The following is a 12,366-nucleotide window of genomic DNA, read 5'->3' as shown; positions in this document are numbered from 1 at the left end:
ATCGCTATGGGTGTTGTTTTGAGCGACTGACCCGATGGCAGTGCGTCGCTCCAGCCGTGCTATCACGTGCTGGATAGATTGCTTTACCCGTTCGTCACCCGTGTGTCGCGCAGTTTGGCGTGCGGCAGCATGGCTGCCGCGCCAGCCGTGCTCACGATCCGGCGCGTGGTACGCTGATACCGCTCCAGGTCACGGCGGTGCTGGATGTGCTCGTGCCGATTATCGAGTCGGTCAGGCAGACATGCGACACCTGCACGTAGACGTATTGTTGACCAGGTTCGTGCCTGCGCACCAGCGGTTATGGCCAGCACCTGCCGGCGGTGGCGAGGATGCCTGCACGCAGGCCGGAAGCCTGCGCCACGGGGAGCGTGTGCAGCCCGACCTAATGCAGCGCGACATGTGGGTAATGCATAGACCGCGCCGCGGGAGAGGGGCCGGGGGTGAGGGTCAACCCGCTCACTATCGTCTATTTTCCTTCCCCTTCCAACAGCCAGTTGTCGATCAGGCGCACCTGATCAAAGCGCACGGCCAGCGACAACAAGGCACCGTCCGCACCAATCCGATCCAGTTCACGCAGCGTGAGCGGATGGGCCACGCTAACGTAATCCGGTCGGGCGAGCGGCTCCCCGGCGAGCACACTTCGCATCACTGCTCGCAGCGTCTCGGCGTCACGCTCACCGGCAGCGTAGCGTTCGGCAGCGGTGCACAGTGCCCGGTAGAGCACCGGTGCGGCGGCTCGCTGCTCGGCGTTCAAATAGACGTTACGACTACTGAGCGCCAGACCATCAGGTTCGCGTACTGTCGGCACAATTACAATCTCAACCGGGAGATTCAGATCGCGAACCATCTGACGCACTACAACCGTCTGTTGGGCATCCTTCTGTCCGAAGTAGCTCTTGGTCGGCTGCACAATATTAAACAGCTTACAGACAACGGTCGCGACACCCCGAAAATGGCCAGGTCGGGCCGCCCCTTCCAGCACCTCATCAGCGGCAGGCTGAATGACATAGGTGCCGAATCCGGGCGGATACATCTCTTCGACCGAAGGGATAAATACCAGATCAACACCGGCTGCTTCGAGCAGCGCCAGATCGCGGTCAGTATCGCGTGGATAGCGGGCATAGTCCTCGTTAGGGCCAAACTGCGTTGGATTGACAAAGATACTCACCGCTACTGCCAGGCATTCGCGACGCGCCTGTTCAACCAGCGCCAAATGTCCCTGATGCAAATACCCCATCGTCGGCACGAACCCCAGGGCATCAAACGCCGCCCGTGCCTGCCGAAATTCGGCGACTGTGTGTAGGACTTTCATAGCATGTTTCCTCGTTGTCTTGCTCAACGTTGAGCCTGAGCGCACCCATTCATCAATAACAATGTGGCATTTCTGAGTCTCTGCTCACCCTCATCCAGTGGGGTGAGGCTACACCATCTTACAACAATTGGTTACGTAGTGTTGCGTTGAGCGTATGGTGAAGGAAGCGCGTATCACAGCGGTACGCCAGCGCCGGAATGCCCTGGGCGCACACGCCTCCGACGCACCCACCCCCCGCGACCACCTACCATGCCTTCATCTGGCGATGGCGCACAAGCCAGACCCACCACGCGCCAGCGGGAGCCAGCCGTTGCCGGAGGTTCCCACCCCCAGCTGGAGCGGGGTAGGGTGGGGGCGGCGGGATTTGCTGGGAGCGTGCGCCTCCGGTGCGCCCACCACGCTGCAATGAGCAGCTTTGCAACCCGCTGCGGGATGATGCTCGAAGAGGTTCTTCGTAATTGTTGCTTACTCCGTCGCCTGACCTTCACTCCCCAGCGCTGCGGCTAGCTCTGCCGGATCCATCCGACTGCTATGTTCAGGGCCAGGGAACGTGCCATTACGCACATCACTGGCGTACTGACTCAGCGCCTCGGCAATAATTGTTGCCAGATCGGCGTATCGCTTGGCGTGACGGGGTAAAAAGTCGCTGTACAAACCGAGCATATCGTGCCAGACCTGCACCTGACCACTACAGCCGGCTCCGGCACCGATCCCGATGGTCGGAATCCGCAACCGTTCCGTAATGGCCTGAGCCAGCTCTGCCGGTACCAGCTCCAGCACAATCGCGAAGGCACCGGCTTCTTGCACGGCCAGCGCATCGGCGAGCAGTCGTTGCGCCTCAGCGGCCCGTCGCCCTTGCACGCGCAACCCAATCTGGTTAACCGCCTGTGGCGTAAAGCCAATGTGCCCCATCACCGGAATCCCTGCCTGAACCAGGCGGGCAATGGTAGGAGCGATATGCACACCGCCTTCCAGCTTGACGGCCTGCGCACCGGCTTCCTGCAACATCCGTCCGGCACTCTGCATCGCCTGCTCTGGTGACGTGTAGGTAAGGAATGGAAGATCACCGATAACCAGGGCTTTTTGCGTACCACGCACGACAGCGCGTGTATGGTGAATCATGTCGTCAAGCGTCACCGATACGGTAGAATTGTAGCCTAGCACGACCATGCCTAGTGAGTCCCCTACCAGAATCAATGGAATTCCGGCGCGATCAGCAATCTGAGCTGAGGTGTAGTCATACGCGGTGACCATCGGGATTCGCTCGCCGCGGTCGCGCATCTGCTGAATATCGCGAATGTTTGTGCGCATTGCCGGCTCCTTGTTGGTTATCCTCTGCCGGTCATCCCGGCCTGTTTAATTGCTCGATTGTAGCATACCAATAGAAAAAGCCTGTTATTTCTCTAACATGCACTACTCTTGTTACACCTTAATTGAGTGGTTATCTCAATATTGATAGATGCCTTCGATCCCATCTCATCGTAAATCTACGACATACTATCGTGTAAAAACAGTAGTGTTGTCGTGCTTAAAAACATTTGACAAACCAACTTGTGTATTCTAAAATTAGGGGAGTTTTCTTACCTGAAGGTAGCGCCATGAAGCGAGAACCAACGATGGATATCCCCGTTGACCTTGTCCCTTACGCTCGTCGGGTTGCGCTGCGTGATGTGGACATCTTCTACTACGCTGCCGGTTCTGTCAATCTACCGCCACTCCTTCTCTTGCATGGTCTGGGTGATGAAGCCGATACCTGGCGTGCGGTGATTGTTCCACTCTCCCAAATGTATCGGGTGATCGCCCCTGATCTACCGGGTTTTGGCCGTAGTTCAGGGCCAAACGGAGGGTATAGCCTAACGTTTTTTGCCAGTACTATGGCCGAATTCATTGCCGCCTTACAGTTGCAACAGATTACGCTGGTCGGTCATTCAATGGGGGCAATGATTGCCCAACGTCTTAGCATTGGCCTGCCTCACCTGATCCAGCAACAGATTCTGATCAGTGGATGTTTACCGGTTAAACGGCGCACTCCACCGCGACAGTGGTGGCCACTGCTCATTCCCGGTCTTGGTGAGCTGGTGATGAACAGTATGCGTCGTTCGCAGGAACTGGCTTTTCTGAGCCTACAGCCGTTCTACTATAGCCTCTACGACTTGCCGGCTCGTGAACGACGGTTTCTCCGTCGGCGTATCTGGCAGCGCCTTCATCATCCGCTGCAACGCCGGGCAACCCTCTCGGCCTTGCGCTGGCTGACGATTGATGCCTTCTTCCGGGCAGAACAGTATCTCGATCTAGTCAGCGAATGCCAGACACCAACGGTCTTAATCAGTGGTGATCACGACGTGATTGTCGATGGTGAATTGATTGAGTCGATGGAAGTCGTGCTGGAGGGACGGGCACAATACATTTACTTTTCTCGCTGTGGTCATATGCCACAGCAGGAGCAGCCCGATCTCATTTGTGAATTGATCGGTGGCCTATCTCCTGCTATGTCTGCGGTAGATCTGGAGCTTCGGGGTGAACCGTTAGACTTTGTTTGATGGCGTCGCAGGTTCACTGCTCTCAACCTGTCGAGCCCTGATCAGCGAGGCCACAATTGATACCGTGATAATCGTGGCCACAACACTGAGTGAAATACCAGTAGGAATCTTCCAACTCGTACCGATCAAGGCCGTGCTCACATCCGGCAGCAGCATCTTCACACCGACGAAGGCCAGCACTACTGATAAACCCAGTTTCAAGTAGTGGAAGAGATGAACGACGCCGGCCAGCACAAAGTACAGTGCCCGCAAGCCCAGGATTGCGAAGACATTCGATGTGTACACGATAAACGGGTCTTGGGTCACCGCAAAAATGGCCGGAATTGAGTCGACTGCAAAGATCAGGTCGGTTGTCTCAACCATCACCAGCACCAGCAGCAGCGGTGTTGCCATTAGCACGCCATTCTGGCGGGTGAGAAACTTTTGCCCGTCGTAGCGATCACTGATTGGCATAAAGCGCCGGAAAAGGCGTATTACCGGGTTCTTATCAGGCTCTACTTCCTCGTGCTGCGAGGTGGCCATACGAATACCGGTAAAGATCAGGAAGGCGCCGAAGACCCAGATGATCCAGTGAAATTGCTTGATAAGTACCGCGCCGGCGGCGATCATGGTGCCCCGCATGATCAGCGCCCCGAGAATCCCCCAGAACAGGACGCGGTGCTGGTATTTGGCCGGCACTGCAAAATACGAGAAGATCAATACGAAGACAAAAATATTGTCAACGCTCAGCGCTTTTTCGATTAAATAGCCGGTGAGGAAAGCCAGCCCGGCCTCGCCGGCACTCAGGCTGCTCCCCGGCATGATCTGATCCCAGAAGAGATACAATCCAAGATTGAAGACCAGCGCCAGTGAAATCCAGACGACACTCCAGATTGCCGCCTCGCGTAACGAGACTTCGTGCGCATCACGGTGAAATACCCCCAGATCGAGGGCCAGCAGGGCCAGTACAAAGAGGTTAAAACCGATCCAGACCCACACTGCATCGAACATTGTGCTTTTCTCCCTGTCGTACAGTTTGTTTTTACCACAACAAAAAGGCGAGCCAAACGCAGCTCCCCACTGCGTCGGTCTCGCCAGTACGGTTGCCCGATACGCGACGCCACCGGGAATGTTGCATTCCGTCTTGACGGTGACATCAACCCGCAGTTGGCGGGCGGCTACTCCCCAACGCTACGCACTATACAGGATTTTTGCCATTCCTCATAGGGGAATTTTTCCTATTGCTGCTGCGCTTCTTCGGCAGCGCATATAACGAAGATTCGCCCTCGTAAGGGCGACGGTTGCTGCATATAATAAACCAATGTGTATCGTGTCAAATCCTGTATGCAAAAGGAGAACATCAATATCTTATGGATATCATGACAATCGGCTTGATGCTAGGCGGACTAGTGTGTCTGGCGATTGGCGGCGAGCTGTTGGTACGTGGAGCGAGTCACCTGGCAGCGCTGGTTGGGATTTCACCGCTCGTCATCGGTTTGACAGTGGTCGCATTTGGTACTAGTTCACCGGAGCTAGCGGTGAGCATCCAGGCCGGTTTAGCCGGCAAAAGTGATATTGCGATCGGTAATATAGTAGGGAGTAATATTTTCAACATTCTGTTCATCCTGGGTGCCTGTGCCCTGATTAGCCCATTGATCGTGGCAGTACAGCTCATTCGGCGTGAAGTACCTTTCATGATTGCGGTGTCACTCTTGTTAGCGGTGCTGGCCCTCGACAGTACGATTGGCTGGTCGGATGGATTGTTACTCTTCAGCTTACTGCTCGGTTACATCGTCTGGTCAATCTATGCCAGCCGTAAGGAGAGTGCTGCCGTACAGGATGAGTATGTACAGGAGTATGGTTTACAAAAACTGCGTGAACGACCGACTGTTGCGATCTGGGTTATGCAGCTTGGCATGATTATTGTTGGTTTGGGGTTGCTGGCACTCGGCTCGAACTGGCTGGTCGAAAGTGCAACGACCATTGCGCGTTCTATTGGGATTAGTGATGTTGTGATTGGCTTGACGATTGTAGCTGCCGGTACCTCATTACCGGAAGTCGTTGCTTCTATTGTTGCCACCCTCAAACAGGAACGCGACATTGCGATTGGCAATGCAGTAGGGAGTAACATTTTCAATATTCTCGGTATTCTGGGAATTGCATCGCTGGTAACACCTGGTGGTCTTGTGGTGGCTCCGTCAGTCATCACATTTGATCTGCCGGTGATGATTGCGGTTGCCTTTGCGGTTATGCCGATTTTTGTTTCAGGTCTGAGCATTAATCGCTGGGAGGGGGCACTCTTTCTCGGTTATTATGTGGCATATACAGTTTATCTGATCATGGCGGCAACTGAACATGATGCGTTGCCTGCGTTCAGCGGTATCATGATGCTCTTCGTCTTGCCGATCACGCTGGTCACCCTGGTTATTCTGACCGTTAACGCCATTCGCCGCCGTGATTGGGTGCCCTCGTAGTGCCGGTCATCATGGGGTAACGACCAGAACACCCTGTTGCGCTTCATGGCCGGGAATACGACAGTAGAAACGGTACTCTCCAGGGGCTGGAGCGCGAAAGGTCAGTATCGCATCAACACCCGGATCAGCCGAGACGGTACGGTCTCCGGCGGGTAGCTCAATGGTCAGACTATGCGCTACTTCGCCGCGGTTGCGTAAGCGTAAGAAGACCTGTTCACCGGTGCGAGCCTCTACACGGTCGGGATCAAAGCGCATTTCGGTGGCTGTTACTTCAATGCTACGTTCACGCAGCGGTTCACCGCAGGCGCTGAGGATTGTCAAAAACAGAAGAGCGATACCGATGACCTGAAGTGCGTTCAAGATGGAGATGGTGTGTACTTTACTCATAGCTCACTCATACTCAAAAATTGCTTTCTTGCATGATAACTCTACCAGATATTCGATGAATGGGTGGAGCGCCGAGTTAGACACGATCACCGTGCGCAGTAATTGTGTCTAACGGCTATTATTCGGAGTGTGACAGCTTTACTGTTTTGGAGTACAATGACAACAAACCCAACATATTCAAATGTTGTTTAGGCAATAGTGCTGGTAAGATAAAGTGTACGCGGTTTCAATCCCTCTCAGCGGGTTGATCCAACCGGAACATTGTCTAGCCGTTGCCACGTTCGCTGATTGCGTCGTATCGTACCACGTCAGGTGGTAGTAGTGTTTTGTAGTGTTTGAACGAGGAGAGCATGATCTATCCGCTTGTATTCATTGCGCTAGCGGCAGCTCCCCTGGCCTTGCTCGCCCGCTTTCCGGCGCGTGACCGAATTGCGTGGGGGTTGGCGTTGATCCCGTTGCTCATCTTCGGTCTGACGCTGGCGCAGGCTGCGCCGGTGTGGGAAGGCGGGCTGGTGACTGAACGGATAGAGTGGGTGCCGGCGCTAGGGTTGCATCTAAGCTTCACGCTTGATGGTTTGAGCCTGCTGTTTGCCCTCATTATCTCTGGCATTGGGACATTGATCGTCGGTTATGCCGGCCACTATCTCGGATCTGACAGCGGTCTTGGCCGTTTTCTGGCTTACCTGATGCTGTTTATGGGTGCGATGCTGGGGCTGGTGCTGGCCGGCAATGTGCTGACGATGTTTGTGTTCTGGGAACTGACCTCGGTAACGTCGTATTTGCTGATTGGCTACAAGCACGATTATGCCGATGCCCGGCGGGGTGCTCTGCATTCACTCCTGGTGACCGGTGGTGGTGGACTGGCGCTGCTCGTCGGTTTGTTACTGCTTGGTCAGGCGGTTGGGAGCTATGAGTTCAGTGATATTCTGGCGGCTGGCGATACGTTGCGAACGCATCCTCTCTACCCGGCAGCAGTGATCTTAATTCTGCTTGGCTGTTTCACCAAATCGGCCCAGATACCCTTCCACTTTTGGCTTCCCGGTGCGATGCAGGCACCGACACCGGCCAGTGCCTTTCTCCACTCGGCCACGATGGTTAAGGCCGGGGTGTACCTCATGGCGCGACTTAGCCCGGCATTAGGTGGAACCGCGCTGTGGGATGTGACGCTGGCGGTGGTTGGCGGGGCGACAATGACCTTCGCTGCGATTGTGGCGATGCGGCAGTTCGATCTAAAGGCGATGCTGGCCTATACCACGATCAGCATGCTGGGTGCCTTGACGATGCAGATCGGATTGGGCGGGAAGTACGGTGCCGAAGGTGTGGCGACAAATATTCTGGCCCACGCGCTGTATAAATCGGCCCTGTTCATGCTTGCCGGGGTGATTGACCACGAGTGTGGGACGCGTGATCTCCGCCGTCTCGGCGGACTGCGCACGTACATGCCGCAGACGATGGTGATTACGGCGCTGGCTTTGCTTTCATTCGGTGGCATTCCGGTGATGTTTGGTTTTGTGGCCAAAGAGCTAATGCTTGAAGCAGCGCTGGAAACCGAGTTGGGTGCGACATTAAGTGTGCTGGCGGTGGCAGCCATTGCCGTCACTGCTATCGCCTATCTAATTACCGGTTGGCGTCTGTTCAGCAATGCCTTCCTCGGTCAGCGCAGTGTTGCGGCTATGCAGCAGCATATCACCGATCCGGTACCGGGTATGTTGATCGGTCCCGGTGTGCCGGCAGTATTGTCGTTGATCATCCCCATCGCATTTCTAGGGCCGATAAGCACGCTGATCGCTCCGGCCAGTGCGTCAATCTACGGCAAGCCGCTTGACGTGAAACTGGCGCTCTGGCACGGGATTAATCCCGCGCTGCTGGTGAGTCTGAGCGCGATTGTGATTGGCGTCGTGATGTTCCGTTTCGCCGATCAACTGGCCGGTTTACGCGGTTGGCCGGCCTGGTCACGCGGCGATATGATCTTTGACCGTCTGATCGAGAGTACCCTGACCGGTGCTACCGCGTTGACGCGAACCATTCAGGAAGGCCGTCTGCGCCGATATATTCTGCTCACGACGCTCACCATGCTGGTTTTCGTTGGTGTTCCGTTTGTCAGTTTTGGACTGGGGGCGATTCGCTTCGATCTCGATCCACAGTTGCAGCTCTACGAGATACTGGCGGCGGCTCTCATCCCGATTGGAGTTATTGCCACGATTAACGCCCGCACCCGCCTGGGAGCCATCATTGCTGTTGGTGTTGTCGGCGCAATGGTATCGCTCCTCTTCGTCCTCTTCTCAGCGCCTGACCTGGCATTGACTCAGTTGCTAATTGAAGTGCTCTCAACCGTGTTTCTGTTACTGGTCTTCTCCGTCCTACCGGTACGCTTCGAGAGCTTCTCGTCGGCCTGGGTGCGGCGGCGCGATGCGATTGTGGCGACGGTCATGGGTGTGCTGATGGGTGGTCTGGTACTGGCAGCGGCCACAAATGATAGTTTTGCGCCGTTAGCACCCTTCTTCCTGGAAAATAGTCTGGAACTGGGCAAAGGTGCCAACGTCGTGAATGTGATCCTGGTTGACTTTCGCGGTTTCGATACCATGGGCGAAATTACGGTCTTGTTCATCGCGCTCCTTGGTATCTATGGCTTGTTACGGTTACGACAGAGGAAAGACAATGCGACACCAGAGCGAGTTACGACAATCGAGCCGGTCAGTGAACCGGTCGATGCCCAGAGATAGTGCATTGTACGACTCGTTAATTCTACGCACGATCAGCCGGTTGATGATGCCGGTCTTACTGCTGCTTTCGATCTTTATGCTCCTTCGCGGCCATAATTTGCCAGGTGGTGGCTTTATTGGCGGTCTACTGGCGGCAAGTGCGATCATTTTACAGATGGTGGCCTTTGGCCCTAAAACAGCCCAACGCATTTTGCCGGTCAATTACCTACTGCTGGCTGCTTTTGGCGTCTTCTTCGGGGCAATTTGGGGTGTGCCGGCGCTGTTTGCCGGTCTCCCTTATATGCAAGCATTCTGGATACCAGAACCTATTCCTGGAGTAGGTAAGATTGGTACGCCGGTCTTGTTCGATGTTGGAGTCTACTTTACGGTTATTGGTGTAACCACGAAGATTGCACTCCTTCTGGTAGAAGAGCCGATCCTTTTTCCTTTGCCGGAAATGAAATCGGCATCTGTTGAGCAAGAGGAGGTTGCATGATCATTCTGCTGGCGATAGCAATCGGCTCTCTGTTTGGTGGGGCCACTTATCTGATCTTGCGCCGTTCGGTAGTGAAGCTGATCCTGGGTCTGATTATGTTGAGCCATGGCGTCAACCTGCTCATTTTCACGATGGGTGATGGTGTGCGACGTGGCGCACCACCGCTGGTTGATGCCAGCGGACAACCGCTCCCCGGATCGGCTGATCCATTGGTGCAGGCATTGATCCTGACCGCGATTGTGATTAGTTTCGGTTTCACTGCCTTTGTGCTGGCCCTGGCCTATCGCTCGAATCAGGCAGTGGGGAGTGACGATCTCGATGATCTGTCAACAACCGATAAGTTATAGTGTTGCGATCTGGCGTAGGAAAGAAGCATGGTTTTTCATCTCTTCGTTCCAATAGTCTCACCATTGATCGGTGCTGCCCTGGCCGTTCTGTTTGGTCATCAGCGTATAATTGCACGTGCAATTACGCTGGTGAGTGTGCTCATTAATCTGGGCTATGGTCTCTGGCTGATGAGCGTGGTACCCCAGAGTGGCCCACTGGTTGCCCAGGCGTCGGGCTGGCTGGCACCGTTTGGTATTTCGCTGGTTGCCGATGGCATGAGCGCGTTGATGGTCATGCTGGCCGCGCTCCTCATGCTGACGACGGCTGTCTATAGCTTTTACTCGATTGATCGCGAGCGTGAACGCTATTTCTACTACCCACTGTTGCTGTTATTGCTGCTAGGGGTGAGTGGTGCGTTTCTTACCGGTGATCTCTTCAACCTGTACGTCTGGTTTGAGGTCTTGCTGGTTGCCTCATTCGGTTTGATCACCCTCGGTGGTAGTCGTGATCAGCTCGAAGGTGGCTTGAAATACGTTGTGCTCAACCTGCTCGGCAGTACTACCTTCTTGTTTGGTTGTGGTCTGATGTACGGCTTTGCCGGTACATTGAATATGGCGCACATCGCTGAGCGTATGGCTACATTGACCAATCCCGGTTTGCAGACTGTGCTGGCCGGCATTTTCCTCTTTGCATTCGGTAGCAAAGCGGCGATTGTGCCCCTCTTCTTCTGGTTGCCATCGAGCTACCACACGCCACCGGTAGCGGTAACCGCAATCTTCAGCGGTTTGATGACAAAGGTGGGTGTCTATTCGCTATACCGGGTCTTTGGGCTGATGCTGCAAAACGAGCTGGCGATCTACGCGCCGTGGATTACGCTGCTGGCCGGGTTGACGATGGTGATTGGTGTGTTGGGTGCGGTTGCCCAGATGAATGTGCGGCGTATTCTCAGCTTCCACATCATCAGTCAGATCGGGTATAGCGTGATGGGACTGGGATTAGCCAGTGTGGCCGGGCTGGCTGCCGGTCTGGTCTTCACCGCCCACGTGATGATTGTGAAGATGGCACTCTTCTTTATTGGCGGCGCCGCTGAACAGATTTATGGCACCGGTGATCTGAAAAAGATGGGTGGGTTGGCCCGACGTGAACCATGGCTGGCTATCTTCTGGTTTGTCGGTATTCTGTCGCTGGCCGGTATCCCACCGCTGAGTGGCTTCATCGGAAAGCTGATCTTGCTCCAGGTTGGCGTGAGTCAGCAGGCGTATCTGATTACAGCAGTGGCTGCCGGTACCAGTATCCTCACCTTCTTCTCAATGTTGAAGATTTGGAACGAGGTCTTCTGGAAGAAATCCTACGAGGACGTGAATCGCCTGCCACGGGTTGGTTTCGGCTTGCTGGCGCCAGGGGCTGCTCTGGTGATTCTGAGCATCGCGCTTGGGCTACTGGCCGGGCCGCTGGTCGATTACAATTCTATCGCCGCGCAACAGTTCTTTGATCGGACAATCTACATTACGGCTGTCTGTGGCAGTGATGGCTGTGAAGCGGTATACCAGGCGGCTATGCGGTAGAGGTGATTATGATTGTATTGATCCTTTTGCTGACAATCACCTGGATGGCATTGCAAAGCAGTTTTACCCTGCCCGATTTGATCGTCGGTTTCCTGGTCAGTTTTGCGATTGTGTCGCTGGCCAGCCGTTTTCTAAGCATGCCGTTTACCGATGGCGGGTTGAGGCGATCCCGGATTGATAACCAGAACTATGCTCGTCTGACCTTCAAATGGATCGCCTTTATCGGTTTTGCCTTGTGGAGTATTCTCAAGGCGAACCTGGATATGGCCCAGATCGTGCTCTTTCGGCGGGTGGCCGATATTCGGCCTGGTATTATTGCGATTCCGCTTGATGTCAAAAGCGATGCCGGGATTACAGTACTCGCCAATCTGATCACGTTAACGCCGGGTACTGTCTCACTTGATGTGGCGACTGATCGCCGTACAATCTACATTCACTGTATCGATGTTCAAGATGCTGACGCCGTACGCAAGGATATTAAGCAAAACTTCGAGCGGCGAGTGATAGAGCTGTTTCCGTAGAGGTTGCACGCCATGACGCTATTTACGATAATCGTTGCCAGTTTAATGGGGGTCGTTGCTATC

The 12,366-nt window shown here is 54.7% G+C and carries 11 protein-coding genes; 7 read left to right on the top strand and 4 right to left on the bottom strand.

Features of this window, described 5'->3' with window-relative positions; all coding sequences use genetic code 11:
* Nucleotides 1-466: 466 nt before the first annotated feature.
* Both panC and panB read right to left on the bottom strand, forming a co-directional pair.
* Entirely contained in the window at nt 467-1,312 is an 846-nt protein-coding gene (gene panC, locus VAE55_RS12820) for a pantoate--beta-alanine ligase (protein WP_322816165.1), read from the bottom strand.
* A 465-nt stretch (nt 1,313-1,777) separates the two neighbouring features.
* The gene (panB, locus tag VAE55_RS12815; protein WP_322816164.1) at nt 1,778-2,623 is read right to left on the bottom strand and encodes a 3-methyl-2-oxobutanoate hydroxymethyltransferase; all 846 of its coding nucleotides are present in this window, start codon (nt 2,621-2,623) and stop codon (nt 1,778-1,780) included.
* 287 nt (nt 2,624-2,910) lie between these two features.
* Between panB and VAE55_RS12810 the strand changes: the two genes are divergently transcribed.
* Entirely contained in the window at nt 2,911-3,852 is a 942-nt protein-coding gene (locus tag VAE55_RS12810; RefSeq protein ID WP_322816163.1) for an alpha/beta hydrolase, read from the top strand.
* On the opposite strand, the gene VAE55_RS12805 is transcribed toward VAE55_RS12810, so the two are convergent.
* Complete coding sequence (locus VAE55_RS12805) at nt 3,838-4,842, bottom strand: TerC family protein (protein ID WP_322816162.1); 1,005 nt, start codon at nt 4,840-4,842, stop codon at nt 3,838-3,840. The genes VAE55_RS12810 and VAE55_RS12805 overlap by 15 nt on opposite strands.
* Nucleotides 4,843-5,201: 359 nt before the next feature.
* Between VAE55_RS12805 and VAE55_RS12800 the strand changes: the two genes are divergently transcribed.
* Nucleotides 5,202-6,305, top strand: coding sequence for a calcium/sodium antiporter (locus tag VAE55_RS12800; RefSeq protein ID WP_322816161.1), 1,104 nt, complete (start codon nt 5,202-5,204; stop codon nt 6,303-6,305).
* 9 nt (nt 6,306-6,314) lie between these two features.
* Here VAE55_RS12800 and VAE55_RS12795 read toward each other — a convergent pair whose 3' ends face one another.
* The gene (locus VAE55_RS12795; protein WP_322816160.1) at nt 6,315-6,692 is read right to left on the bottom strand and encodes a cupredoxin domain-containing protein; all 378 of its coding nucleotides are present in this window, start codon (nt 6,690-6,692) and stop codon (nt 6,315-6,317) included.
* 350 nt (nt 6,693-7,042) lie between these two features.
* Here VAE55_RS12795 and mbhE point away from each other — a divergent pair, with 350 nt between their 5' ends.
* The 5 genes from mbhE to VAE55_RS12770 are packed head-to-tail and all read left to right on the top strand — an operon-like array spanning nt 7,043 to nt 12,303.
* Nucleotides 7,043-9,415 carry a hydrogen gas-evolving membrane-bound hydrogenase subunit E gene (gene mbhE, locus VAE55_RS12790; protein ID WP_322816159.1) on the top strand — a complete coding sequence of 791 codons (2,373 nt, stop codon included), beginning with the start codon at nt 7,043-7,045 and terminating at the stop codon, nt 9,413-9,415.
* The gene (locus tag VAE55_RS12785; RefSeq protein ID WP_322816158.1) at nt 9,402-9,890 is read left to right on the top strand and encodes a Na+/H+ antiporter subunit B; all 489 of its coding nucleotides are present in this window, start codon (nt 9,402-9,404) and stop codon (nt 9,888-9,890) included. Before mbhE ends, VAE55_RS12785 begins: the two co-directional genes overlap by 14 nt.
* The gene (locus VAE55_RS12780; protein ID WP_012258078.1) at nt 9,887-10,237 is read left to right on the top strand and encodes a sodium:proton antiporter; all 351 of its coding nucleotides are present in this window, start codon (nt 9,887-9,889) and stop codon (nt 10,235-10,237) included. The genes VAE55_RS12785 and VAE55_RS12780 overlap by 4 nt, the downstream gene beginning before the upstream one ends.
* Nucleotides 10,238-10,264: 27 nt before the next feature.
* Nucleotides 10,265-11,782: a proton-conducting transporter membrane subunit gene (locus VAE55_RS12775; RefSeq protein WP_322816157.1), complete on the top strand. Its 1,518-nt coding sequence runs from the start codon at nt 10,265-10,267 to the stop codon at nt 11,780-11,782.
* Nucleotides 11,783-11,790: 8 nt separating this feature from the next.
* Nucleotides 11,791-12,303: a Na+/H+ antiporter subunit E gene (locus VAE55_RS12770; RefSeq protein WP_322816156.1), complete on the top strand. Its 513-nt coding sequence runs from the start codon at nt 11,791-11,793 to the stop codon at nt 12,301-12,303.
* Nucleotides 12,304-12,366: the final 63 nt, after the last annotated feature.

The sequence above is a fragment of the Chloroflexus sp. genome (genome assembly GCF_034432675.1).
Lineage (GTDB): Bacteria > Chloroflexota > Chloroflexia > Chloroflexales > Chloroflexaceae > Chloroflexus.
This window is presented reverse-complemented; position numbering and strand designations above follow the sequence as displayed.

Excerpts from the sequence above, each read along its gene's own strand:
- VAE55_RS12805 (WP_322816162.1), bottom strand. The coding sequence starts at position 4,842 with ATGTTCGATGCAGTGTGGGTCTGGATCGGTTTTAACCTCTTTGTACTG.
- panC (WP_322816165.1), bottom strand. The coding sequence starts at position 1,312 with ATGAAAGTCCTACACACAGTCGCCGAATTTCGGCAGGCACGGGCGGCG.
- VAE55_RS12795 (WP_322816160.1), bottom strand. The coding sequence starts at position 6,692 with ATGAGTAAAGTACACACCATCTCCATCTTGAACGCACTTCAGGTCATC.
- VAE55_RS12780 (WP_012258078.1), top strand. The coding sequence starts at position 9,887 with ATGATCATTCTGCTGGCGATAGCAATCGGCTCTCTGTTTGGTGGGGCC.
- mbhE (WP_322816159.1), top strand. The coding sequence starts at position 7,043 with ATGATCTATCCGCTTGTATTCATTGCGCTAGCGGCAGCTCCCCTGGCC.
- VAE55_RS12770 (WP_322816156.1), top strand. The coding sequence starts at position 11,791 with ATGATTGTATTGATCCTTTTGCTGACAATCACCTGGATGGCATTGCAA.
- VAE55_RS12800 (WP_322816161.1), top strand. The coding sequence starts at position 5,202 with ATGGATATCATGACAATCGGCTTGATGCTAGGCGGACTAGTGTGTCTG.
- VAE55_RS12775 (WP_322816157.1), top strand. The coding sequence starts at position 10,265 with ATGGTTTTTCATCTCTTCGTTCCAATAGTCTCACCATTGATCGGTGCT.
- VAE55_RS12785 (WP_322816158.1), top strand. The coding sequence starts at position 9,402 with ATGCCCAGAGATAGTGCATTGTACGACTCGTTAATTCTACGCACGATC.
- VAE55_RS12810 (WP_322816163.1), top strand. The coding sequence starts at position 2,911 with ATGAAGCGAGAACCAACGATGGATATCCCCGTTGACCTTGTCCCTTAC.
- panB (WP_322816164.1), bottom strand. The coding sequence starts at position 2,623 with ATGCGCACAAACATTCGCGATATTCAGCAGATGCGCGACCGCGGCGAG.